The organism is Vibrio sp. 99-70-13A1 (assembly GCF_013114625.1).
Taxonomy (GTDB): Bacteria; Pseudomonadota; Gammaproteobacteria; order Enterobacterales; family Vibrionaceae; genus Vibrio.
The window spans coordinates 208,116-232,202 of sequence record NZ_VTXD01000002.1; the positions used below are offsets into that span (position 1 = coordinate 208,116).

Consider the following 24,087-nt stretch of genomic DNA (forward strand, 5'->3'; position numbering starts at 1 on the left):
AAATTGCGCGTAATAAAGGAAGATAAGAGAAAAAAATGAGCAGCACTAAAAAAAGCTTTGAGCAACTTTTAATGAATCAATCGAGTACATTGATAGATTGCGATCCAAAAAAATTCAACGCTGCATGGTCGGAAGTTAGCTTTGATGTTTTAGATTGGTTCAATATCGACAGGTTGACTCTTTTCCCTAATTCAATGGTGTTACTTGAAGATGGTAAAACGGCTTCTGCTGCCCGTGAAAACATCCCACCAATCAATAAACAAAATTTCATAGGCAAAAACCATACTGACTACTTAAAGCTGCTCAAAACATCTAAACCTTACATTACCTTTAACAGCCTAGAGCTAGAAAAAACTCAGAACTTCGTTTTACAGCAGCTATATAAAGAAGGCGGGCGATGGCATTGCATTGTGCCTTTACAGCTTTTTGGTCAACGCTGGGGAGCGCTTTCTTTTACGAATTTCTTTGATAACTCTGAGGGTTTAGATGACGAGAATTTAAAGCGTCTAAAACTTATCTGTGAAATGTGGCTTTGCTACTGGCAGCATTCCACACTATTTCGCTCTCTCAAACAAAGTGAAACTTCATTGGTTAATGATGCCGATAAATTGCTACTGCTTACCAAAAAGCAAAGCACAGTTTTAGCCTTGATAGCACAGGGACTAACAGCCCAACAGTGCGCCGATAAGCTTCATTTAAGCTCACGTACTATTGAGTCTCATAAATACCGAATGCTCGATTTACTAGAACTGGATAATCATAATGAACTGGTGCAATTTGCACTTCGAAATGGCTTAGGGATGTCTGAAGATACTAACTCAAAGCCCTCAGGCAAAACCAAAGGGCGCTAGTGTTAAAGGCTAAGTTTTAGGTGTAAGTTTTAGGTTTAAGTTTAAGTTTAAGTTTAAGTTTAGATTAAAAGGTAACGTATTCCCTAAAAGCCCATTATTTAACTTTCTTCTTTGGCTTCTTCTAAAGCAAACTTTACTTCTTCAGACGAGAAGCCCTTACGAGTTAGCATCGCATAAGCTTTAGAACGCTCTTTGTGATCATTTAAGTCATAGTTTTTCTTCTGCAGTTGCTCCAAGCACGAAGAATAAAAATCGATAGTGTCTTCGTTAATGGCTTTCTCTACAACTGTATTTAAGTCGGTGATATCAATTTTTCGCTTCATCAACTCTTGTCGAATAACCGTGAGCCCTTTCCCTTTTCGCGCGTATTTTAAGACTTCTTTTTCTATATCGGCTTTTTCTGCTTTGATTTCTAAGTTCGATTTTAGCTCTTCTATATTTTCATGCTGGGCGAGAGCTTCTTTAATTTGTTGGTAAGTAAAACCGCGCTTTTGTAGTGCTGTTACGACCTTCTCTTTACTCATGGTAAAGGTTTGATAGTAATTATTGACTCTCTCTATCAACATGGCTTGTTCATCGATATTTTTAGCCAGCTTTATCTTTTCAATCGCATCATGGATAACAGAGTCTTGTATGCCTTTCTTCTTAAGCTTTTCTATAATGTACTTCGAACCGAATTCACCAGAGAAAGCTTGCTCTGTAAACTGCTCAGCAAAATCTTGATCGGTTTTTAAATAACCGAAACCACGTAGGTTATTAAGCGTTTCCGTTATCCACTCTTCATTGTCAGTTTTTACACGTAACTTAGTTAGCAGTTCACTTTCTGTCATGTCTCGCTGGGTTAAATGCCACATGGCAGAGTTCATAACACTTTCAAGTCGAGTGGCTTTTTTTACTCGGTTTTGTTCTTGTTTCATTTCTGTTCTCATCCTAATCAGCATGCGTTACCTTCATCTTACAAGCTAGATAGTTTCGACACTACGTCCAATTGATGAATTCCACCCTTCATGGCATTTTTAGAAAGTGTCGCATTTCAAGTTTAATGATGAGTCACTAACCGACAGTGTCAATAAGCTAGCCCAAAGAACGGAATAAATCATAGAACACAGTTCCAATAAAGCGTCATGATCTGTAAAGTACGCCTCATAGAAAACACTATTCAAACTGTTCTGATTTCAATGCTGTTGGTACATTCCAAGCGCAAACATATTCAGAGCATGACAACATAAAAAGAGTACCCATATGAACGACGAACTTGATGTAATTGATAACCTAGAAGAACTAGAGAAATTCCTTATTGCCGTTGAAGCTGGCGGTTTAGGGCTAGAAGGTGTCGAAGGCGTAGGTATGGCGACAAACAACTCAGATGGTCGTCACTTCGTGGCCGTTTTTAATAGCAGCCATAAAGTATTACTTGCTCGTTGGATTTCTAAAGAAGTCTTCGAAAATGGCAAAGACCTAGTGCGTAACGGTCCTAGTCGCAAGCATTAAATTGCCAAGCTCTGGCGCCAAACGCTAGTGACAGGCTCTGACATGCTGGGCAACCGTATTTCGCCCTAGCTTAACGATGACTTTGCTATATTAATCAAAGCACCAAAAGTAAAGCACTACCCAATAAATAGATAGTGCTTTTTTATTGAATGGCACACAGACACCAGTATTAGGCTTTTATGATAAACCCAAAACTTATCTCATTACTTCCTGATTTAGCAGCCTTTATCCTTGTGGTGAATGAAGGTAGTTTTACGGCTGCAGCCAAGCAACTCGGTGTGACACCTTCTGCCTTGAGTAAGCTGATCACACGTTTAGAACATGCTTTGTCTGTAAAGCTATTCGAAAGAACAACACGCAAACTCATCATCACTCAGGCAGGGCAACGAGTGTATGAGCAAAGTGTGGTCATGGTGAATGCAGCCCAACAAGCCATTGAGTCATCCAATTCTGATCACAGTGAACCTTCAGGGTCGTTAACTGTTGCAGCTCCAGAGGCATTCTTGAATTCAGTGCTTCAACCTTTTGTTGTTCCGTTTCTCAATCAATACCCAGAAATTCAGCTGAAGCTAAGAGCAGCAGATGGCGATATCGATATTTTTAGGCAAGGTATTGATGTGGCTTTTCGTTTAACCGATAAACCGGATGAAAGCTTAGTACTAAAAGAGTTAGGCAAAACCAATTTAGTCTTGTGTGCTAGCCCAGCTTATTTAGAAAGTAATGAGATACCTTCGCACCCGACTGACTTAACGCAACATGACTGCATTTACCTAGCAGAGACCGACCGAGATCATATCTGGGATTTCTTAAAAGACGATGAATTTCACACTGTTGCGGTCAAAGGGCGTTACGCTGTGAACCACTCTCAGATGCGTTTAAACGGCGTTAAAAATGGATTGGGCATTGGTATTTTCCATGATTTTGTTATTCAAGATGCGCTAGAAGAAGGCAGTGTCGTGCAGGTACTGTCTGATTGGACAATAAAAAGTAACTACCATGGTGCGATTGCCATGCAGTTTGCCCAAACTAAGTACATGCCCGCTCGTTTACGAGTCTTCATTGATTACGCCATGGAACATTTAAGCGATAAACTCGCTACAGATGAATAAAGTTACCGATGACGATTACTAGCCAATAACCTGACTAGTAATCGTCCTTTTTGCTATTTTTTCTATTTACTCTTTCTTTTCGGTTTAGCCTTTACTATTCCTTATTAATTCCTGTTTTGGGCTTAAGCGACTCAGTTAATTCATCACAAAATTTAGCTTTTCAATGCGTTTAATCAGCAACCAATCGACCAGTAATGCCGATGCTATCGTCAGCCCCCCTAATGGGAATAACAATGAGATGATAATTAAGCTCACTAAACCCGCTTTCCAAATGCCATCTTGTTCAAACTTTGCTGGCGCACCAATCGTTCTCTTCCCTACAGGGCGACGCACCCACCACATGAATGCTCCCGTTACAGAAACCAGAATAAAGGCTAAGCAAAATAAAACATTCAGCACCTTATTGAAGATACTTACATCTCCTTGGTGCAGTGCGATACCAGCCGCCATAGTTTTCGCCATAAGGTTATAATCATTCCATGTAACATCAGCTAAAATTGCACCAGAATATTGATCAATATGCGTGGTTCTATCTTGAGTCGGATCAGTAATATCGCCACTCATTGTATTCGCTGTTAAGGTATAAACTCCTGTTTCAGAGCGTGGGAAGTTTAGCTTGAAATTTGTGAAGCCTAGATCACTAGCCTGTTCCACCAGCCAATCAATATTTACCGAGCTTGATGACATAACATGATGGCTATGATCATCTCCCATCGCGGAATGATCGTGTGATTCAGGCAAAGGCGTTTGCTCTAAGTTCCATGGCATTTCTTCCTCAGAGCCATGATTCAAGCTGGTGTGCGTTTGGCTAGATAGCGGCACATCATCCCATTTTTGAGCTGGGAAAGTACTCCATGCTTGAACAAACTTTCCACCCCAAATACCTGCCCATGCCAAGCCAGACAAAATAAACAGTAAAAGTACGAAAGATAAAGTACCGCCGACATTCGCGTGTAAATCTCGCATCAATACTCGTGGTCCAGACCCTACTCGTATTTTTAGAAAGCCAGCTTTAGAGGCGTTATCTCTAGGCAACCAAAGGTAAATACCACTCACCAATAATAAAATAGATAAACTTGCGGCAACTTCAATTAAGTAATCCCCCCAATCGCCAATCAATAAGGTGCCGTGAATATCATTAGCAAGTTGATACCAACTATCGCTTCTGTCTATTTCCCCTATCACTTCGGCTGTATAGGGGTTCACCGTAATGAAAAGAGAGCGCCCATCTTCAAATTTGATGGAAAAACGGCTCGCGATTGTCGGCTGTTTTGGTGGAATGTATTGAGTAATCGTTGTGCCAGGGTAACTCTCCTGAACAATATTCATCTGCTCAGAAACTAGCGTTACTTTTTCACCGGGAACAACGTTCAACACTTCATGGTAACGCGCCATTTCAATCTCATCATCAAATAGCATGACAAGCCCGGTTAAGCTAAGCATCAACATGAATGGGATAACAAATAGTCCAGCATAAAAATGCCAGCGCCATGTAAGAAAGTAGAGGGATTTAGAACGGTTGATTTGCTTAGGTTGAGAATCATTTCTCGACATTGTTTTTTCCTTTTTACACACATAAACAACCCTCTGTATAAACAGAAGGTTATTTGAGCGCGTTGACTTTACTTATGTATAAGTACACCGAAGGCTTAAGCCTTTCGAAAAGTTATAAATACACATGTACTTGGTTGAAAACTGATGGCTGTATCAGAGTGCTACATTCATACGGATAAGTTATCCGAATAAACTATACAAATAAGCGGTATGGCTAAGTCGTTTGAAAAGGAGGGGCTCTTGGGGCTTGCCTAACATAACGGGTGCTTAGAGCCAAAAAAGCATAGTTATGTTCGACAATAAAACTCAATCGAGTAGGAAGTAGTGTCGTTAAAAGTTCATCTGAATGAAAGGAAGAAAAGTGGCTGAACGGACAAGGTTTTCCGCTGTGGGTTTCTGGTTTTCCTTCCTCTATTTGAACCAGTTCAAAGCCATTAAGCGTACATAATGAAGCCCACACACCTGCGCTGTTACCATGAGCATTGATAACAGGCATCAAAGTCACTAACACCCAGCTTAACGCTGTGGCTAATAACATTGAACGGTTAAATGAGGTATTACGCATTATCGCCATGAGGTATGAACAGGCTTATAAAATAGATCCTACAAATGATTGATTACATTATGGCTAAATTATTCTGTGGGGAAAAGTAAAGACGAAGTAATAGATGAAAAGTTGAAGCTAACGCACAGTTAATAAAAGTAGGTAAATCACTTCCAATAAAAACGCCCACAAACTGAAGATTGCAGGCGTTGATTGTGTCATTCGTCATTAGCTATTGGTCACTAACTATTGGTCGCTAGCTACTGGTGACTAGCTATTAGTTACTATCCACTAGATTACCAACTAATAGACTCCTAACGAATAGATTAGCTACTAACCAAAGATTTTGCTCCAAATGCTTGGGTTACGCTTCTCATGGTACTCTTCACGCAACGCATCAATAGAGCGTAATTCTTGTTTCGCCTCATCAAATTCGCCGTTATCTAGCTTCTGTTCAATGCTGTCTAATGAAGCCGTAATTTTCTTAAAGCCTTCCATGTAGTTGGCTTCTTTTTCTACTGGGTAAACACCCGTTTTTAAATCCGCTACTAAACTGTCTAAACGAACGATTGGCTTTTTCATTTCTTCAATGCTTTGCGCTTCTGCCGCTTGTTTAAAAGCAAGCTTCATTTCTTGCATGTTTTTTTTCAAATCAACACTTGCGAATACAGAAGCTGACAAAATAGATGCAGCTAAAAAACCAGATAAAAGGACTGAGCGAGTTTTCATTACTTCTCCAATAAAACAGGGTTGCCTAAGGCATTATTATTTTGGCTGCTAGTTTATACAAAATTTCGTTCAGCACAAAAATTGAATGTTAAGAAATGTTCACTGGGAGGGCATTTAATCGTTCAAAATATCAAATTCAGGGATAGCTTTGCGACCTCGCAGTTTTAAGAAATCTATAAACTGCTGCGTTGAATGTGTGATCACTTGTGAAGGGTTTATTCCGACTTTATCTAGTAAGTCTGAAACCAATTCCAAGCCACCTATCGCATCACAAAAGTGAGCATCACTGCCAGTGGTGATAAAAGCATTATGCTTCAGGGCAATTCGAGCTATTTCATGGCAACGATCCACACTGCCCACACGACTATTACCCTTCAGGGTCGTATTATTAATTTCAATAGCAACATTATGTTCAGCCGCGCATTGAATCACTGCATCAAAATCAAAATCAAAATTTGGATTACCGAGGTGTCCTAGCGCATCAACTCGACCGCTCTTAATCGTATTAAGCAAAGCTTGTGTATGAGAAGCCGGATCTGCAGGGCGAAATACGGGTTCATGAAAGCTAGCAATCACCCAGTCTAGATTTTTATCTACACTCGGATGGATATCAATTTCACCGGCTGTATTGAGGATGTTAGATTCCACACCACGAACGATAGCCACACCTTGAATAAAGCGAGGCAGTACGCGCTGGTTACTAAAAAACCAGTAATGGGGAGCACCAGGCATCGACTCAGAGTGATCCGTCGTACAGAACATCTTAAGCCCTTTTTCACTTGCTGCTTTCGCATTCTCAATCAATGTACTGTAAGCATGCCCGCTGGCGTAAGTATGTGTATGCGTATCTACTTGCAACTGCATCATCAATGACCTCATTTCTTATTTACTGACTAGTTTAACAGCCCAAAGTGACAAATTGCAGTAAACAAAGGAAAGATCTCCTTTTCAGCAACTAGCTCAATTATCGCGATATTCAAGTAACTAAATTTCCAACAATTTTTTGCAACCTATCAAAGTTAGTCAATACTTATAAAAGTTTGCGAACATGGATCATGGAATGAAAAAACGTCGCTATCCTCTGAGTATACATATCACGAGCTTATTTCTTGTGCTTACCACCTTGGTTGGTGCAGTACTCATTTCTATTAGCTATCGTCATTCACAAGAGTTACTTTCAGGTACCGTGCAAGAGCTCAGTAAGGAGCATAGCAACAAACTGGAATCAGTATTCAAGCAAACGGTCGCCCCTGTATTAACCACTCTTGATTTCATGGCTGTTAGCTCTTTTATTCGTCATCAAGGCGAATCCCTTGAACAAAAGCCATGGCTCGCTTCCATTCATATCATCTTCAAGCAAAACCCGAATCTGGTTGCCTTGTTTTATACCGCTAATGACGGTTCATTCACCATTTTTAGACCACTGACGTCCAATAAACACAGGGAAGCGAATCAAGCCCCATCCAAAGCAACCATGATGATCAACAGCGCCGATCTAACTGGCAGAAGTGAAATCGTATTTCTAGATGGCACGCATAAACAAGTTGGGCACAAAATAACAAACGATAATACTTTTGATCCTAGAGAGCGCCCTTGGTTCATTAGTGCTCAAGTTGACGGCAAGATACGCTTATCAGAACCTTACATGTTCCATTTTCTTAAAACGGCAGGGATCACTTTATCAAGGCGTTCCGCTGATGGTGGTCACGTTATTGGCGCCGATTTCACCCTAGATTCATTATCTTCCCAAATAGGTAACTTAGCCTATTCAAAACAGACTCGCCTCGCCTTATTTGACCAAAATTTCAACCTATTAGGTCAGCACCAACTAGGTATTAACAATGAATGGGATCAAGAAAAACAAAGAGAAGCGCTAAAAAAATCAGTTTTATCCAGCCTTTTCAGTGAACAAGACCTGACACAAACAATTGTAAAAAACATTGAATACAATTTGAACGAATGGGCACTGACGATGACACCCGTCCCTTTAACCGATAACGTCACTTTAATGCTGGCTGAAGCAACACCTCAAAACGATCTGTTGGCAGACTTAATCTCAATGAGAGACAAGCAAGTCACGGTGGCGTTAGGCTTACTTGCCGTGTGCTTCATATTGGTTTGGTTCGTCGCTCATCGCCTTTCGATGCCGCTGCAAAATCTCATGCAATTGACTGACAACATAGCTCGGTTCGACTTCAAGAAAACCCACTACCCAAAGAGCATGATTAAAGAAGTCTCTAACCTCACTCAATCCATTGAGTTGATGGAACATACGCTTCATGACCTATTGCAACTGCTGCGTGACACGGCAAGTAATCAAGATTTCAATGTACTCGCAAAAACCATCGCTCATCAAAGTTATCTCGTCACCAAAGCCGAAACCATTGTGTTGTTTGTACAATCTGATGAAGCGGATGTCTTTGAAATGGAAGCGAACCACGCCATCATCCCTTTCAAAGCAGACATCAATGAATTCATCAAAGACACACCTTGGCTGCTTTCTAAGCTCAAAGCCGGTGAAACCATCCATTTGAATAGGGATGACAACGCTTTAAAACGCCATCAAAACTCTATTTTTAATTCTGATTTATATCTTTTTCCTTTAATGAATAGAGAAGGTGTACTCGTTGGTATGGTAGCTGTTGGGTACGAGCGTTCTATCAGCCAAATGCAATTAGATAAACACGCCTTTTTACGAGAATTACTCAGCTTTGCTGAAATTGCCAAAGACAATATCGACCAGCTTCAACAGCAAAAAGACATGCTTAATGCCTTTATCGAATTGATTGCTTCCGCCATCGATACTAAATCTCCTTATACTGGAGGTCACTGCCAACGAGTACCTGAGCTCACGAAATGGATCGCTGAAATCACCGAGCAAGATAAACGTTATTTCCCTCACTTTTCTTTAGATAAAAAACAATGGGAAGAGTTGACCTTAGCCTCTTGGTTGCATGACTGCGGAAAAGTCACCACGCCTGAATACGTGGTGGATAAAGCCACAAAGCTTGAAACCATTTATGACCGTATTCACGAGATAAGGATGCGATTTGAACTGCTAAAACAACAAGCAGAAACCGACTATTGGCAAGCTATCGCTAAAGGTGACAATAAAGAGCAACAACAAGAGATATTAGAACAAACCCATAAAGAACTGGATGAAGAGTTTACCTTTGTCGCCCAATGCAACTTAGGTGGCGAGTTTATGGAAGACGAGAAAATAGAGCGCTTAGACAAGATTTCCAAACGTAGATGGAAAAGAACCTTGGACGATCAATTAGGAGTGTCTTGGGTTGAGAAGCAGCGCCATGACACCAAAACCTATTTACCAAAAATGGAACCACTTCTAGCGGATAAAGTTGTTCACAAAGTGCCTTGGGAGAAAGGCTTTAGCCCAATGGATGTGTGGACGGAGTCCTTCGTGTTACAGCCTACCGATGTGAAATACGACCGAGGTGAATTACATAACCTTAAAGTAAGACGTGGCACATTAAACGACGAAGAACGCTTTATGATTAATGATCATATTGTTCAGACACTCACCATGTTGAACAAACTGCCCTACCCTGAGCATTTGAAGAATATTCCAGATATTGCGGGGGGTCATCATGAACGCGTAGATGGGAAAGGCTACCCAAGAGGTCTGAATGAAGAGCAGCTCTCTATCCCAGCAAGAGCGATGGCTATTGCCGATGTATTTGAAGCGTTAACTTCCAGTGACCGACCATATAAGAAAGCTAAGTCTCTTGATGAGTCACTGAATATTATGACGAACATGGCGACCACGGGTCATATCGATCCAAAACTCTATGTGCTGTTTTTAGAGCATGGTATTGACCAACGCTACGCTGAACATTTCTTAGATGAAAGCCAGCACAGTGATGTTGATAGGTTTGCTCATATACAGAAGGTAAAAGAGTACATTCGTTTACTGTTCTAGCTATCTATGTTTTCTCGCACTACACGATGGCTTACCCTAACGGCAAGGTAAATTACCCTAACTTAATATTATAAACCGCCAGCTAAGTCTAAGTAGTTACCTGTAGAAAATGAGGACTTCTCCGAAGCGAGCCAATAAATCGCCTCTGCGACTTCTTCAGGTTTCCCACCCCTTTGCAATGGAATGATACTTTTTAGCCTCTCGACTCTTTCAGGCTCTCCTCCATCTGCATGCATATCGGTATGGATTAACCCCGGGCGTACACAGTTCACACGAATACCTTCAGCTGCAACCTCAAGTGATAAACCTTTGGTGAGCGTATCTACAGCCCCTTTAGAAGCAGCATAATCAATGTATTCATTAGGAGAACCAGAACGAGAGGCGCCAGACGACACATTAACAATCACACCACCTAACCCACCATGTCGGGTAGACATGCGTTTAACGGCTTCACGACAACATAGAAAGTAACTCGTCACATTATTAATGAGTATCGAGTTGATTCTATCTGCGGTCATCTCATCCAAGCGAGATTGCTTCTTCAAGATTCCAGCATTGTTGACCAGTATTGATACTGCTCCAAGTTCCTTATCAACAGTTGCAAACATTCTCACCACATCTTCTTCAGCAGAAACATCGGCCTGAACGGCCATGCACTTTCCACCACCAGCGGTTATCTTATCGGCTAATGCGTTTGCCGCTTGTGCATTAGATTTATAATTAATACATACGGAGTAACCTTTACTCGCGAAAAGCTGTGCGGTTGCAGCGCCAATACCACGACCGCCACCTGTAATTATCACCACTTTAGACTTACTCATGAACTCATCCTTTCAACATGAATTGTAAATTAGACTCTACTCTGTCTATCTATTGATCAATCAACCATAAGTGCCAAGCTTTAAGCGTCAATTGAATATAGGGTCACTAAGTGTAAATCCAGTAATACTGAACAAGCCCACTTTGCCCTGGCACTTCTTTTTCAATTTCTAAAATACCGTTATTGGATTGAATCGCTTTTACCGAACCTATATTACTTTTATTTACCGTCAGCATCGCTTTATCAATGCCATGCTTATTCGCTTCGATTAGCGTCAATCTAAGTATGGTTTGTGCATAGCCTTTCCTGCGTTCTGAAGGTTTTATTCCGTAGCCAATATGCCCACCAAGCACTCTCAATCCATCATTGAGTTGATGTCTTAAATTCGAACAACCAACCACGCATTCATTTTCATCCACTAGCCAAAAAGTGCTATGGGGAACGAAATTTTCAGGAACTGAATCACCATTAGAATACGATTCCAGTCTATTCACCATGGCAGTAAAATCGTCATATTGCTCTTTCAAAACGAAAGGAACAAACGCTTCCCCTTGCTCAGAGACTTCTCGCACCATGTTGATATAAGAGTCTTGATATTCAGCGCTTGGAGTGACTAACTTCATCTCTTTTCCTTTTTAAGTTCCTAAAATACCAAATGTTTGTATTCATAGCCGAAGTAACCAGCCGGTAATAATCAAACGATATTAAGTGTCATCGTTACGAAATCCATATCTGAGTCATCCGTTATTTTGTAACCCAGTTTTCTATAAAATTCTATCGCTTTTTTATTACTCTTAAAGCTTGATAATGTTATTGAGTTACATTGTTCTCTCTCTGCAATATCATAAACTTGAGCCATAATTTTAGAGCCTAACCCTTGTTCCTGACACTCTGGAAATACAATCAATAAGTGGATATGGTATGACTGATTTGTAGGCTTAAAGCACAATAAACCGACTCGCTTGTTTTGGTATTCTATCCAGTGATACCAAGATAACGGGTAGTCATTTTTGAGGCGTTGATATTGGAAATTATCATCCCAACCGAAAGTGTCATTAATATAAGGAAATAAGGTGGCTTTTGTCATAATGAAAACATCATCAAACTCGGCTTCATGCAGTGGAACTAGATTAAGATCATTAGCCAAAATTTACTCCCTATCAGCTGGATGATTGACTCCATCCATCACATCAATAGCCCCAATTTCGTAGGGGTCTACTCCCTCTAAACAACCAATATTAAAACCGTATTCAGATGGGTTAGAGCGTCTTTGGTGGTGAGTATAAATCCCGCAATTCGAACAAAAGTAATGTTTCGCAGTATTAGTATTGAATTGATATAACTTTAAAAAATCATGCCCATTTACGATTCGAATTCCATCCAGTTTAACCGAGCCTACAATGGCACCTTTTCGTCGACATATAGAACAATCACAACGTCTTGGCTTTTCAATTCCATTAGGTAAAGACAACTCAAGAACGACAGAGCCACAGTGACAACTGGCTTTGTGCTTCGGTTGAATAATCGTACTTCCCACTTGTTTGATCATGGAGCCCTCCCATTGCATTGCGCATACTAAGCATTCAATAACGCTACTGACTTAATTTACACATTGCAAATATAAGCAACGTTATGCACTTTCAATTGAGTCATTGATAGAATAAATAGGGATAGAGAGTGAGAAGCCTGAAAAAAAGAACAGTATTCATGAGGCTAAATAAATGTTTTGTACTTGTCTGTTTATCTTAACTGCCTAAAGAGTTCCTTTCATAATCAAATATATAAGGAACATTTTGACATAATCGATGGCTATTAAATATATAAACCCAACCTAGCATTAACTCCTTCGGTATTCTCAATAATTAACTTGGACAAGCGAGCAGCTTAGCCACTGTAAAACATACCAACACTATGTCGATTCAAGTTCACTGACCCATAAGTCTGCTTCTATTGCCATAGCGATCACTTCATGTTCCTCAATTCCAAGAGTAATACACAAACTTCGAATTGCGCTCCAATCAGATACTTCTAAAGCCTCCGTCAGCAACAGAATATTCCCCAACAATCCCTGCTTGCTTACCAGAGCCGTGACGAGTGATTTGTCCAGGTTAACTTCGCTCATGATTACGTTCATTTTCATATCGAGCATCGCGTCAACGAGTGATAATAACCCACAAAGATAAGCTAAGTCGGTCACTTCTGTTTTCTGAAAAAGAGAGGCTATGTTTTCAATAAACTTAGCTCGGTATAATGCCGAACAGTGCAAGATTGAAGGTTTATCAGCCCCAAGTTGAGTCATCATGGCGTAAGAGCTGAATTTTTTTATTTTATCATTCCCTAAGTAAGCAAGGGCCTGTTTTAAATCTTTAATCGGGTTTCTTACCCCTGTGTTATTGGCATACTTCAGAACTTGAAAACTCATCGCTGCGCTTCGTGAGATGATTTTTTCTATCTGTGTATATTCAAATTCAGAAGCTGATACTATTTTTGAAAGCTCAATCAAATCAGAAGTCGACGAAGATAATTTAATATTCTTAATTATTTGTGGTTTAGTGAAAAAATACCCTTGAAACAACTCAAAGCCGCACCTCTTTGTTTTTTCAAACTCTTCGTAAGTTTCTACTTTTTCAGCAAGAAATTTAATATCAAATTCCTTCAAAGACCGGATCAGAAATAAGCATTTCGGTATTGATAAAGCTTGTATATCCAACTTGATGTAATCAACGAAAGGATAAAACCTCTCCCACCTTTCATCGGGTTCATAGTCATCTAAAGCAATGAGATAACCTCGCTCTTTCAACTCTCGGCACTTTTCAAATAAGAGGTCTGTCGGCTCACATGTTTCTAATATCTCGATGACAACATCATTTGGAGGGAAGTCATAGACTAAACCGCTCATTAAACTGTTCTCATCAAAATTCACAAAGCCAAGCTTACCTTCTAAGAGGCTTCCTGTACTGGTTAGAAAGTGTTCCACAAGTATGGCTTGAGTGGCTTCTTCAGGGCTTACGGATGATGGATAAAAATTGCTAGTGCTATTTCTGTAAAGTAATTCAAACGCAATAAGGTCACCCTTGAGATCAAGTATGGGCTGGCGTGCTATATAGGTAAAAGGTTTACTATTACTTTCAGAAGGAAGATTTATATCCATTAGCCTGCCTCAACATTATTTTGTCACAATGACCTATTAACACTTTGACTATTTATAAATATTAGATCAACTGTATGATTATCTAATTGATAGATCGAATCATAAAAATATCAATAGCTTTAGACAAAAATAGCCATTCAGAATGCGGTCACTCTTTTATGATAAGTCTAACCTTAACCATACTCTTCGCTCTTCAGCAAAGGATACTTATCAGTTAGTTTTTGAAATGATAGAGCTTTGCCGCCAAAAATGGCGACAAAGTGGTAACAGTGGATGTGTTCTAGCGTTTTAAAGGGCTTTAAAACGTTTTTAGCCTACAACATCTCTTTGGCAATCAAGTGCAGTAGAAATGTTTCGCGTTCAATGCTCATGCCCTTTTTCGGGCTTTCAGCCATGGTCTTCTCGTTGTGAGCAATCGCCTCATGAATGTTAATCCAAACTGGCTTCATACCATTCTTAACTTCATAATCTTCGTAAGCCGTTTCACCCAACTCACGATCAATCTTGCATGAATAGCAGTAAGACACCATGTGCATGATATCGGCATCATTTTTATACCAAGGTCGAAACTCTTCAAAGATACCAAACGGCTTAATAGCGTGGATATTTTTAGCGCCTGTTTCTTCTTCAAGCTCACGAACCATTCCTGCAATCACATCTTCGCCTTCATCCAAGCCGCCACCAGGAATTGTGTAATCGTGGTAACGTTGTGTGTAAAGCATCAGAATATTTTCACCATCAACCACAATGGCACGAGCAGCATTGCGCTGATAAACCGTTTTATCGTCTAAGTGATCAATATCCGGATGAATGGTTGTTTTTAAATGTCTCATGAGGCTCTGTATTCGCTGCTAAATAATTTGGCGGAATGGTATCACATTAGAAATAATATTTGGCGCAACAAAAAGCCCCACAACAAAGTGAGGCTTGGTTAGTTACTGGATACTTAACAAATGAATAGTAATCTAAAAAAGACTTTAGCCATCGGCAGTAATGGTCTCTATTAACTCTTGTTGAATCGTATCAGCTTTATCTATTGCGATTTGGCAAGTACCCGCAGCAATATGACCACCACCGCCATACTTAAGCATTAACTCACCCACATTCGTTTTTGAGTTTCTATCAAAAATGGACTTACCCGTAGCAAAGACAATGTTCTGCTTTTGGAAGCCCCACATTTTGTGGATAGAGATATTACATTCTGGGAACAGCGCATAAATCATAAAGCGGTTACCAGCATAAATAGTGTCTTCATCTGTAAGATCTAATAGCACTAAATTGTTGTGTACCGTTGCACAGCGCTTTACTTGCTCTTTAAACTTGCCTTCGTGTTCTCGATACAAATCGATACGCTCAGAGACATCAGGCAGTGCAAGGATCTGCTCAATAGAGTGATTTTTACAATAATCAATCAAATCCATCATTAAAGCGTAGTTTGAAATACGGAATTCACGGAAACGACCAAGACCGGTTCTCGCATCCATAAGGAAGTTCAGTAAGTTCCAACCTTGAGAATCCAATACTTCGTCTTGATTAAATTGAGCAGAGTCGCCCTTATCAACCGCTTCCATCATTTCCAGCCAATCAGCAGGGAAAGTGTCGAGACCACCATAATAATCCCACACAACACGAGCTGCTGAAGGCGCATCTGGGTCAATAATATGTTTTTTACGCTCACCCGTGTTACGGATAGTTTCAGATAGATGGTGATCGAAAGTCAGGTGAGAAGCTTCAACATATGGAAGGTTAGTAACAATATCATTCGATGTGATCTCGATAATGCCATCTTGCATGTCTTTCGGATGCACAAATTTAATATCATCAATTAGGTTTTGCTGCTTAAGTAACACCGCACATACAAGACCATCAAAGTCGCTGCGGGTTACTAATCTAAATTTTTGATCTGACATTTATCATTCCTTTGTCATCTAATGTCACTGAAGTCATTTAAAGATAACCGCATAGTATACCAAGAATCAAGTTTTTGGACCGTGATCGCTCTTAGTTCAGTCAACCTATGAGGTATTACTCATAATACACACCATTTAGCTTCAAAAACGAGTAAAGGTTCTTCTTTCAAAAGAAAATCGCCATCAATGAATCATATTAAAAACAATTGATTCAGATTATAGCAATTGAACACTGTTCGATTCTGACATTTCCATGACAAAACGAAGGATGCCAAGAGTAACATTTACGCCTGTTACGTTATTTACAAAGTGGTCCCTATATTATGAAAAGCAAATCAGAACATTCATCACCTCTTAGCATTGCTCTTCCTGAATTCAACCTTTCTCAATCAACCTCGCAGGTGATTTACGAAAGGATACAAACCGCGCTTGTAATATTAGCCGTTTCTATTGTTGCTAACTTGGCTTTGCGTATTGATTTCATGTATTTCAACCACCTTCCGAGTGAGCTTTCCATCACTGAAATGCTTCAGCAAATTCTGATTTTAGGCTGTTTTGCATCTTTCATTCATTTGGCTAAGAAACGTGCAGAAGTCAAACATGCAGCACTTCTTATTGCCGCGTTTTTCGCTGTGCTTTTTATCCGCGAACTTGATCACTGGTTTGATTTCATCTTTCACGGTGCTTGGGTCTACCCTGCTGTGCTCGTTGCGGGTTCTGCAATTTATTATGCCTGTAAAAATGGTAAACAAACTATTGAACAGCTTGGATTAATTCTAGCTTCTCCTCATATGAATACTTTAGTGACAGGTATGATGTTATTACTCGTGTTTTCTCGCCTATTCGGAATGGGCAGTTTTTGGCAAGGTGTGATGGGTGAAAACTACGTGGGCGATGTGAAAAATATTGCGGAGGAAGGAACAGAACTTCTTAGCTACGCATTAATTACGCTAGGTTCAATTAAAACCGTGGTTAGCCTAACCAAGAAGTAGTTGTGACTATTTAACCCTCTTTCTAGTTACCAATTTAGAAGACTTTTCAAAATAGAAAATGTTCCTAAAATAGAAAGCCCTAGCGCCACCAGCGCGCTGCATGGTCCACTTCAGGATCAAGGTAACGGTTAAGCAAGGTGAGGTTTGTATCTAATAACGCTAGATATTCCCTCACCTTGGTTATTTCTGATGTGATATCGGTACTCTCCACACACGTTCTCATCACTGGAAGTAAAGCATTAACGAGTGGGAAGGCTTTACTCTCATTGACTAATGCTGAAGCTACTTGTAGCGCCTCTAATGCAATTTTTGCAGGTTGATGTCTCACCATGCTTAAATCTCGATGAAATGCTCCGGCAGCGACACCTTCCAAATACACTCGATACGTTGTTAAAGCATCCATCAATAAAAACAACTGCCCTTGCAGCGAACGGTGTGGATAAGGCTCAACCACGTGGTCTTCAAGTTGGTGACTGATCTCTAGTTCAATACCCATTGCTGAACATCCATCTCTGAATACCTTCAATAAGCCTTGTTCATCCATCAATTGCTGTATTTCAAAAATACGCTGTAAATGATAATCGTTGGATACAAAGGTCACTTTGAGAGGGGTTGACCCTTTCTGTAAACCGCTTTTCTTCAACTCCGCAACAACGTTTCTTATATTTTCGACCGTGTTCGTCGACTCTTTTTCTAGTAACACTTTTTGTATGTTGTGGACTGTCGTGCTTTGAGATTCGACTTCACGAAAGTATTGATACATCACTTCAGCTTCTGAAAGGGTTTGACCGTTAGTGACTCCACCACAAAATGCCACTATCAATGACTCGCCAAACTGACATTTTTCATCAGGTAACACTCCTTCAACACACTGTCGCGACACATCTGGATTTGAAGTTCGACTTAGCAAAAAATGATGAAGAGCATGCACTCGGCTTTGCCCTTCTACAGTCAAAATATTCTTGTTTAGGCGTTTTCCTAGAACAATTAGCAGGTGATTTGTGCTCATTTTATGCTCAAGTCTCGTTTTTGTTATTAGATGGAGTGAATTATGTATACAATGATAATTAACAAAAGTATTTTTAATTTCCCTTAGGTGTGTCGCAATTACGCTCACAATTTACGACATGCTAACTTCTAAGGCGTTTACGGTTCAGCCCACAAAGAGGGGCTCACTGTGAACATTCACTTCATGCTGCTATGCCGATTTTTTGCAGCTGAAACTATAGAAAAAAACAATGTAATTCCATTAAAAACTCATAGTAAAAAGCAATGCACGTAAACACATCGTATGTATTTAATGTAAATACTACGGAGAGTACCTACGAAGCAATAATTATAATCAGTCAGAGTTCGTTCATCGAGCCACCCTCCACAGGAAGTCACCACTATGCTGTCTATTTTTGATATCTACAAAATTGGCGTTGGACCATCTAGTTCACATACTAACGGTCCAATGATTGCAGGTTTTAACTTTACTCAGATCATTCAACCTTACCTTGATAAGGTTACGCGTGTGCAAGTTGATCTTTATGGTTCACTGTCACTCACTGGTAAAGGTCACCACACTGACCGCGCCACGATTTTAGGTCTTTTAGGCAATAAGCCCGATACCATCAAAATCTCGAGTGCCAATTTAGCAATGAAGAAAGCAGTTGAAGATCAACGCCTAGCGCTTAGCGGTACGAATGATATTCCATTCAATGTAGATACCGATATGCTTTTCCACACCTCTAACCTTCCTTTACATGAAAATGGCATGACCATTTCGGCGTTTGACGCACAAGGAAAGTTACTAGGAATGGAAACCTACTATTCTATTGGTGGCGGTTTCATTGCCACTGCAGACGAGCTAGAAAATGGCAAAAAAGAATCTGAAGTGTCTGTGGAATTTCCATTTACTTCTGCTGAAGAGTTTTTAACGTCTGCCGAGAAACAAGGGCTGAGCCTAGGCAGTTTAGTGTTGAGAAATGAAGTGTCTTTCCAAGACATGGAAGCGATTGATCAAAAAACAGAAAAAATCTGGAAAGTAATGTCGCTATGTATGCAGCGTGGCTTTGATACTGAAGGCATTCTAGAAGGTGGGTTAGAAGTAACAAGACGCGCACCCGCTTTATTAAAAAAACTAGAAGCCAATGCGTCGATTGAAAGTGATCCAATGGAAATTATGGATTGGATCAACCTCTTTGCTTTTGCCGTCAGTGAAGAAAACGCCGCAGGTGGGCAAGTGGTAACATCGCCAACAAACGGGGCTGCAGGCGTAATCCCAGCGGTATTGATGTACTACCACCGCTTTATTAAAGAATTGGATACTAAACAACTTAAAGACTTCATCGCGGTTTCTGGCGCGATTGGTATCCTTTACAAAACCAATGCGTCTATTTCAGGTGCTGAAGTAGGTTGCCAAGGGGAAGTGGGCGTTTCATCTTCAATGGCTGCAGCTGGGCTTACCGCTCTACGTGGCGGCAGTAATGAACAAATCTGTATGGCTGCAGAAATCGCTATGGAACATTCATTAGGGATGACCTGTGATCCTATTGGCGGGTTAGTGCAAGTACCGTGCATAGAACGAAATGCGATGGGCGCAATGAAAGCCATCAATGCATCGCGAATGGCTCTTAAGCGTACAAGTAAATGCCTTATCTCATTAGATAAAGTTATCGCTACCATGTATCAAACGGGTAAAGATATGAACCGTAAGTACCGAGAAACATCATTAGGCGGGCTTGCTGTCATCCATATGTCTCCACCTTGCGAGTAATTTTGAGTATTTTTTACGTTCATTAACCACAGTAAACTTAGTTTCCACTTTCACTCAAAAGCCAGCAGACATGCTGGCTTTTTAATCGGTCTAGCCTAGGTTCTCCGCCTAAAGATAAGCTTCTCTAAGTGGCGATTTCTCTATCACTTCCTATTTCTTCTTTATTCACCGACACTTAGTTTTACCCAGGCATTACTTTTCCTATTTCACAAAACCATCCGTCAGCAAAATCTAATTTTCCATTTTTAATTCATGAGAAAAATGAATGCACTCATAAGAAAAGATACGGTGATAAAAATCTACATTGCGGGAAATGTTTCATTTTATGTCGAACTATAAATGATATTATAATTAGGTTATTACACTATATCTAAACATAAATGTGAGAATAAAATAATGTGGAATAGATTAAACAAATCAATGATGTTCTGTCAGATGATGTTCGGATTGTCATTCTATGGCGTAATGGTTATTTTAACCCGTTTCTTCCTTGAAGATCTTAACTACAATGAAGCTGACACCATGATGGTTGTTGGTGCTTTCTCTGCTATTGGACCTCTATTCGCGATTGCGGGTGGTTTCATTGCCGATAAGTTTTTAGGCGCATACCGCTCTTTGACTATCGCGTTCCTTGGGTTCTCAAGTGGTTATGTATTATTGGTATTAGGCGCAGCCGCAACTAATGTACCAATGGCATTATGCGGTATCGCTTTAGCGAGTTATGCACGTGGCTTGATGTCCCCTTCTTACCCTAGCCTTTACAAGCGTACGTTCAAAACTCAGGAAGATTTCGAAAACTGCTACCCAATCAACTACTCAGTAAACAATATTGGTGCTCTACTAGGTCAATACCTATTCCCAATGTTAGTACTAGTTGTAGGTTTCCACGGTGGTTTCCTTCTTTCTGCAGTTCTAGCAGGTGCTGCGCTTCTTATGATGATCTTTGTACGCAAAGGTCTTGTTGAAGCAAGTGCTGAAATTGACCAAAAATCGGTTAGTTCTAAAAACTGGGCGGCTTTCCTTGGTCTTTCTGCTGCAATGATTGGCTTGGTATTCTTCATGTTCTCTAACATGGATATCGGTCAAAACATCGTATACGCAATTGGTGCTGCTGCAATTATCTACTTTGTTTCTTTGATGATGAAATCGAAGAAGTCAGACATGCTAAAAATGGGCACTATCTTAATCATCACTTTCCTAACCACATGTTTCTTCGTGTACTACGGACAAATGATGACTTCGATGACTATGGTTGCGATTAACACAATGCGTGGCGACCTATTCGGTTTCATCCCAGTTGCACCTGAAGCATCAATGGCAATGAACCCACTGTGGTGTATGGTTGCTGGTCCTATTATCGCGGGTATCTTCTCTAAACTAGAAAAGAAAAACATCAACTTCTCTACTGCAACGAAAGTAGGTTTCTCTTTCATCCTTACCGCTATTGCCTTTGGTATCTTAACCATGGCGGTAACGACTGTTGGTGAAGATGTTCTAATTCGTCCAGAAGTATTCCTAGCTATTCACTTCTTCCTAGCATTTGGTGAAGTCATTGTTGGTTCAATGGTTGTAGCCTTCATTCTATCTGTAGCGCCTAAACACATTGAAAACTTCTCAGTAAGCTTGTTCTCTGTTGCTATAGCTCTATCAGGTATTGTGGGCGCGGTATTCTCAACTTCAATTGCGTTAGAAAAAGGTCAAAAAATCACTCAAGAAATCGTACAAACGGTTTACGGTGATTACTTCCAAATGCTAACTATCCTAGCGGTTGTAATGGTTGGTGTGGCAATGGCTGGTTCTAAAGCTATCAGCAAAATGCTGGAAGCTGCGAAGAACGCGGAAGAGTCTGTTGACTTGGAAGAAGCTAAAAGCTAATTAGCCCTTCAGGCGAGATACATTAATCTGTGCCCTAGTGAAAATTCACTGGGGCATTTTTTATCTACCGACATAAGCACATCCCACAAATATAGATCTACAAATACAGTTCTATAAATATAGCTCTATAAACATTCTCTTAAACCTAACTCCATGATCTATCCTTAAGTCGGCTATATTATTTAGCCACCACTAAATTATCTATGTAGAACTACATTGTTGTAATGTATATAAGCCTTTTAAATCACTCCTTGATTCATGCTTAATCACACTCTTTTTCATCTAAACGTGACTTTTGTAAAATTGAGTAAATGATAACTATTAAGATTGTCTGAATTTAAAATGAGGATTATGATACTCGCAGTAAATTACCTTGAGATAAGTATATGAGCAAACCTAAACCAACCACTTTAAGCGTTACAAGTTCAACAACCATCACCCCTAACATGCAGCGCATTACGCTTCATGGTGAAGGGTTGAGTAGCTTTCCTGCAGAGTGTGCTGGCGGGTATATTAAACTTCTTTTCACTCCTTCAGGTAGCACAGACTTAACTAAGCTAAATGACGGTGACCGCCCGACGATGCGCACCTATACAATTCGTCAATTTAACCTTGAAGAAAAGACTATCGAGGTGGATTTTGTGCGTCACAATACTGTTGATTTACAGTGCGGGTTTGCCGCTCGTTGGGCGATGAATACCCAAGCTGGAGATTCTATCTCAGTGGCTGGTCCTGGGCTTATTCAAGGCTTAAATCAAGACGCTGATTGGTTCTTCTTAGTCGCAGATATGACCGCATTACCAGCATTAACTGCAAAACTAAAACAATTACCTGAAAATGCTATTGGTCACGCGGTTGTTCTTATTAATTCAGAAGATGATAAGCAGAAACTTGATGCCCCTGTAGGCGTAAATATTGACTGGATCATAGAAGGTAAAGCTAACTCTTCACTTGCAGCTCCTTCTCTTTCAGCCCCATCACTTGCAGACAAAGTTCGCCAAAAAGAATGGCTCGATGGCCAAGTTTCAGTATGGTCAGCGTGTGAATTTGAAAGCATGCGTGAACTAAGACAGTACTTCAGAAACGAAAAAGAAGTGGCAAAAGAGAATATCTATATCAGTAGCTATTGGAAACGTGGTGTCACTGAAGATGGGCACAAAGCTATTAAACGTGCAGACTCAGAAACGCTAGCAAGCTAACTCCTAGTTCCAGCTTTGGCTTTGGCTTTGGCTTTGCAAGACGCTAGACGCTCACAAAAAGATACAAACGCCTAGCCTGTTTCCTCAACAAAGCTAGGCGTTATCATGAGAAGCTTAAGTATCATAAAGCTCATGCATTCACGCTAGATACTCTCTCCTACCTCGATTCGGTAACCTAAATCTAATTTCGCAACCCACTCATTATTACCTTTCAGCCTAGCAACCACTTGTTCTGCGGCAACTTTTCCGATTTGTTCTCTTGGCGTAACAACGGTTGCCAAGCGTGGTGTCATTGCAACTGTAATATCGTGCCCATGAAACCCTGCAATCGCCATTTGCTTCGGCACTTGAATACCACGTCTTACACATTCGTAAAAAGCACCAATCGCCAAGTCATCATTGGTGCAGAAAATCCCATCCACTTGAGGGTGCGTTTCCAACAATTCACCGATCAACTTAGCCCCCAACGTAAACGAGGATGCATCTTCCGTTTGCAGGGTGATCGCCTGCTGCCTGGCTTCTTCCATTGCATGTTCATAACCTGCCATTTTTAAGCGAGTACGTTCATCCATACGCGCAGCAAGATACGCAATATTCGTACGCCCCTTATCCAACATAGTTTTGGTCATGGCTCTCGCAGCATCAAAATTATCAAAGCCAATAGCTTGTTCAATTCGAGGTGAGACGGAATCCATAATTTCAACAACTGGAATGGAAGCCGTTTGCAGCATCTTACGCGCTCTTTCCGTATGCACATTTTCAGACAGGATGATTGCATCAACATTATAAGAGAGCAGTGAAGCAATACTTTGTTCTTCAAGTTCAGGGCTATAGCCATAGTGGGCAATCATGGTTTGATAACCTGCTGGGGCAGTTATTTGCTCTATACCTCGGATCACTTCGGCAAAGACTTGGTTAGTCAGAGAGGGAACTAGCACTCCAATCGCATTACTTTTAGCATTCGAAAGTATGTCTGGCGCGCGATTAGGTATGTAGCCGAGTTCATCTACCGCAGAATTAATTTTGTCGCGAAGGGCTTCAGACACTAATGAAGGGTCACGGAGACAGCGACTTACGGTCATTTTCGTTACACCAACTAAATTGGCAATATCTTGTAATGTAGGACGTTTTTTCTTATTTGACATAGTATTTAATTATTAT

Annotated in this window: 22 protein-coding genes; 8 read left to right on the plus strand and 14 right to left on the minus strand. The window is 40.4% G+C overall.

The genetic code is table 11. The annotated features are described in order from the left end of the window. Positions 1–35 precede the first annotated feature (35 nt). Positions 36–851: a LuxR C-terminal-related transcriptional regulator gene (locus tag F0226_RS02640; protein WP_171734161.1), complete on the plus strand. Its 816-nt coding sequence runs from the start codon at positions 36–38 to the stop codon at positions 849–851. 98 nt (positions 852–949) lie between these two features. On the opposite strand, the gene F0226_RS02645 is transcribed toward F0226_RS02640, so the two are convergent. Continuing rightward, positions 950–1,717 carry a RecX family transcriptional regulator gene (locus F0226_RS02645; RefSeq protein WP_171734314.1) on the minus strand — a complete coding sequence of 256 codons (768 nt, stop codon included), beginning with the start codon at positions 1,715–1,717 and terminating at the stop codon, positions 950–952. A gap of 376 nt (positions 1,718–2,093) precedes the next feature. Between F0226_RS02645 and F0226_RS02650 the strand changes: the two genes are divergently transcribed. Continuing rightward, positions 2,094–2,342 (plus strand): hypothetical protein, encoded by a 249-nt coding sequence (locus F0226_RS02650; RefSeq protein WP_137372134.1) that lies wholly within the window; start codon positions 2,094–2,096, stop codon positions 2,340–2,342. A 179-nt stretch (positions 2,343–2,521) separates the two neighbouring features. After that, the gene (locus tag F0226_RS02655) at positions 2,522–3,451 is read left to right on the plus strand and encodes a LysR family transcriptional regulator (RefSeq protein ID WP_171734162.1); all 930 of its coding nucleotides are present in this window, start codon (positions 2,522–2,524) and stop codon (positions 3,449–3,451) included. A 135-nt stretch (positions 3,452–3,586) separates the two neighbouring features. On the opposite strand, the gene F0226_RS02660 is transcribed toward F0226_RS02655, so the two are convergent. The 4 genes from F0226_RS02660 to F0226_RS02675 form a co-directional block, all read right to left on the minus strand. Further along, positions 3,587–5,005: a PepSY domain-containing protein gene (locus F0226_RS02660; RefSeq protein ID WP_171734163.1), complete on the minus strand. Its 1,419-nt coding sequence runs from the start codon at positions 5,003–5,005 to the stop codon at positions 3,587–3,589. Between the two features lie 214 nt (positions 5,006–5,219). Then, positions 5,220–5,570 carry a hypothetical protein gene (locus F0226_RS02665; protein ID WP_171734164.1) on the minus strand — a complete coding sequence of 117 codons (351 nt, stop codon included), beginning with the start codon at positions 5,568–5,570 and terminating at the stop codon, positions 5,220–5,222. Between the two features lie 312 nt (positions 5,571–5,882). Further along, positions 5,883–6,278, minus strand: coding sequence for a cytochrome b562 (locus tag F0226_RS02670; RefSeq protein ID WP_171734165.1), 396 nt, complete (start codon positions 6,276–6,278; stop codon positions 5,883–5,885). Between the two features lie 114 nt (positions 6,279–6,392). Continuing rightward, complete coding sequence (locus F0226_RS02675; protein WP_171734315.1) at positions 6,393–7,142, minus strand: phosphatase; 750 nt, start codon at positions 7,140–7,142, stop codon at positions 6,393–6,395. 196 nt (positions 7,143–7,338) lie between these two features. Here F0226_RS02675 and F0226_RS02680 point away from each other — a divergent pair, with 196 nt between their 5' ends. Beyond that, a complete protein-coding gene (locus F0226_RS02680; protein ID WP_171734166.1) occupies positions 7,339–10,218 on the plus strand; it encodes an HD domain-containing phosphohydrolase in 2,880 nt (959 codons plus the stop codon). Positions 10,219–10,286: 68 nt separating this feature from the next. On the opposite strand, the gene F0226_RS02685 is transcribed toward F0226_RS02680, so the two are convergent. The 7 genes from F0226_RS02685 to F0226_RS02715 form a co-directional block, all read right to left on the minus strand. After that, positions 10,287–11,039 (minus strand): SDR family oxidoreductase, encoded by a 753-nt coding sequence (locus F0226_RS02685; protein WP_171734167.1) that lies wholly within the window; start codon positions 11,037–11,039, stop codon positions 10,287–10,289. A 106-nt stretch (positions 11,040–11,145) separates the two neighbouring features. After that, complete coding sequence (locus F0226_RS02690; protein WP_171734168.1) at positions 11,146–11,661, minus strand: GNAT family N-acetyltransferase; 516 nt, start codon at positions 11,659–11,661, stop codon at positions 11,146–11,148. Positions 11,662–11,732: 71 nt separating this feature from the next. After that, positions 11,733–12,185, minus strand: coding sequence for a GNAT family N-acetyltransferase (locus tag F0226_RS02695; RefSeq protein WP_253820737.1), 453 nt, complete (start codon positions 12,183–12,185; stop codon positions 11,733–11,735). A 3-nt stretch (positions 12,186–12,188) separates the two neighbouring features. After that, positions 12,189–12,587: a GFA family protein gene (locus tag F0226_RS02700; RefSeq protein ID WP_171734169.1), complete on the minus strand. Its 399-nt coding sequence runs from the start codon at positions 12,585–12,587 to the stop codon at positions 12,189–12,191. 360 nt (positions 12,588–12,947) lie between these two features. Further along, positions 12,948–14,189, minus strand: coding sequence for an HDOD domain-containing protein (locus F0226_RS02705; protein ID WP_171734170.1), 1,242 nt, complete (start codon positions 14,187–14,189; stop codon positions 12,948–12,950). Positions 14,190–14,503: 314 nt separating this feature from the next. Continuing rightward, positions 14,504–15,022 (minus strand): NUDIX hydrolase, encoded by a 519-nt coding sequence (locus tag F0226_RS02710; RefSeq protein ID WP_171734171.1) that lies wholly within the window; start codon positions 15,020–15,022, stop codon positions 14,504–14,506. Positions 15,023–15,166: 144 nt separating this feature from the next. Continuing rightward, positions 15,167–16,099, minus strand: coding sequence for an exopolyphosphatase (locus tag F0226_RS02715; RefSeq protein ID WP_171734172.1), 933 nt, complete (start codon positions 16,097–16,099; stop codon positions 15,167–15,169). 323 nt (positions 16,100–16,422) lie between these two features. Between F0226_RS02715 and F0226_RS02720 the strand changes: the two genes are divergently transcribed. Next, a complete protein-coding gene (locus F0226_RS02720; RefSeq protein WP_171734173.1) occupies positions 16,423–17,091 on the plus strand; it encodes a hypothetical protein in 669 nt (222 codons plus the stop codon). A 79-nt stretch (positions 17,092–17,170) separates the two neighbouring features. Here the strand turns inward: F0226_RS02720 and F0226_RS02725 are convergent, their stop codons facing one another. Then, positions 17,171–18,100 carry a YdcF family protein gene (locus tag F0226_RS02725; protein ID WP_171734174.1) on the minus strand — a complete coding sequence of 310 codons (930 nt, stop codon included), beginning with the start codon at positions 18,098–18,100 and terminating at the stop codon, positions 17,171–17,173. Positions 18,101–18,481: 381 nt separating this feature from the next. On the opposite strand from F0226_RS02725, the gene F0226_RS02730 reads away from it, so the two are divergent. The 3 genes from F0226_RS02730 to F0226_RS02740 all read left to right on the plus strand — a co-directional run bounded on the left by F0226_RS02730 (position 18,482) and on the right by F0226_RS02740 (position 22,926). After that, positions 18,482–19,852 (plus strand): L-serine ammonia-lyase, encoded by a 1,371-nt coding sequence (locus F0226_RS02730; RefSeq protein WP_171734175.1) that lies wholly within the window; start codon positions 18,482–18,484, stop codon positions 19,850–19,852. A 396-nt stretch (positions 19,853–20,248) separates the two neighbouring features. Beyond that, positions 20,249–21,727 (plus strand): peptide MFS transporter, encoded by a 1,479-nt coding sequence (locus F0226_RS02735; RefSeq protein WP_171734176.1) that lies wholly within the window; start codon positions 20,249–20,251, stop codon positions 21,725–21,727. Positions 21,728–22,113: 386 nt separating this feature from the next. Beyond that, positions 22,114–22,926, plus strand: coding sequence for a siderophore-interacting protein (locus F0226_RS02740; RefSeq protein ID WP_171734177.1), 813 nt, complete (start codon positions 22,114–22,116; stop codon positions 22,924–22,926). A gap of 143 nt (positions 22,927–23,069) precedes the next feature. Here the strand turns inward: F0226_RS02740 and gntR are convergent, their stop codons facing one another. Continuing rightward, positions 23,070–24,071: a gluconate operon transcriptional repressor GntR gene (gntR, locus tag F0226_RS02745; protein ID WP_171734178.1), complete on the minus strand. Its 1,002-nt coding sequence runs from the start codon at positions 24,069–24,071 to the stop codon at positions 23,070–23,072. Positions 24,072–24,087 lie beyond the last annotated feature (16 nt).

Excerpts from the sequence above, each read along its gene's own strand:
- F0226_RS02640 (WP_171734161.1), top strand. The coding sequence starts at position 36 with ATGAGCAGCACTAAAAAAAGCTTTGAGCAACTTTTAATGAATCAATCG.
- F0226_RS02645 (WP_171734314.1), bottom strand. The coding sequence starts at position 1,717 with ATGAACTCTGCCATGTGGCATTTAACCCAGCGAGACATGACAGAAAGT.
- F0226_RS02650 (WP_137372134.1), top strand. The coding sequence starts at position 2,094 with ATGAACGACGAACTTGATGTAATTGATAACCTAGAAGAACTAGAGAAA.
- F0226_RS02655 (WP_171734162.1), top strand. The coding sequence starts at position 2,522 with ATGATAAACCCAAAACTTATCTCATTACTTCCTGATTTAGCAGCCTTT.
- F0226_RS02660 (WP_171734163.1), bottom strand. The coding sequence starts at position 5,005 with ATGTCGAGAAATGATTCTCAACCTAAGCAAATCAACCGTTCTAAATCC.
- F0226_RS02665 (WP_171734164.1), bottom strand. The coding sequence starts at position 5,570 with ATGCGTAATACCTCATTTAACCGTTCAATGTTATTAGCCACAGCGTTA.
- F0226_RS02670 (WP_171734165.1), bottom strand. The coding sequence starts at position 6,278 with ATGAAAACTCGCTCAGTCCTTTTATCTGGTTTTTTAGCTGCATCTATT.
- F0226_RS02675 (WP_171734315.1), bottom strand. The coding sequence starts at position 7,142 with ATGCAGTTGCAAGTAGATACGCATACACATACTTACGCCAGCGGGCAT.
- F0226_RS02680 (WP_171734166.1), top strand. The coding sequence starts at position 7,339 with ATGAAAAAACGTCGCTATCCTCTGAGTATACATATCACGAGCTTATTT.
- F0226_RS02685 (WP_171734167.1), bottom strand. The coding sequence starts at position 11,039 with ATGAGTAAGTCTAAAGTGGTGATAATTACAGGTGGCGGTCGTGGTATT.
- F0226_RS02690 (WP_171734168.1), bottom strand. The coding sequence starts at position 11,661 with ATGAAGTTAGTCACTCCAAGCGCTGAATATCAAGACTCTTATATCAAC.
- F0226_RS02700 (WP_171734169.1), bottom strand. The coding sequence starts at position 12,587 with ATGATCAAACAAGTGGGAAGTACGATTATTCAACCGAAGCACAAAGCC.
- F0226_RS02705 (WP_171734170.1), bottom strand. The coding sequence starts at position 14,189 with ATGGATATAAATCTTCCTTCTGAAAGTAATAGTAAACCTTTTACCTAT.
- F0226_RS02710 (WP_171734171.1), bottom strand. The coding sequence starts at position 15,022 with ATGAGACATTTAAAAACAACCATTCATCCGGATATTGATCACTTAGAC.
- F0226_RS02715 (WP_171734172.1), bottom strand. The coding sequence starts at position 16,099 with ATGTCAGATCAAAAATTTAGATTAGTAACCCGCAGCGACTTTGATGGT.
- F0226_RS02720 (WP_171734173.1), top strand. The coding sequence starts at position 16,423 with ATGAAAAGCAAATCAGAACATTCATCACCTCTTAGCATTGCTCTTCCT.
- F0226_RS02725 (WP_171734174.1), bottom strand. The coding sequence starts at position 18,100 with ATGAGCACAAATCACCTGCTAATTGTTCTAGGAAAACGCCTAAACAAG.
- F0226_RS02730 (WP_171734175.1), top strand. The coding sequence starts at position 18,482 with ATGCTGTCTATTTTTGATATCTACAAAATTGGCGTTGGACCATCTAGT.
- F0226_RS02735 (WP_171734176.1), top strand. The coding sequence starts at position 20,249 with ATGTGGAATAGATTAAACAAATCAATGATGTTCTGTCAGATGATGTTC.
- F0226_RS02740 (WP_171734177.1), top strand. The coding sequence starts at position 22,114 with ATGAGCAAACCTAAACCAACCACTTTAAGCGTTACAAGTTCAACAACC.
- gntR (WP_171734178.1), bottom strand. The coding sequence starts at position 24,071 with ATGTCAAATAAGAAAAAACGTCCTACATTACAAGATATTGCCAATTTA.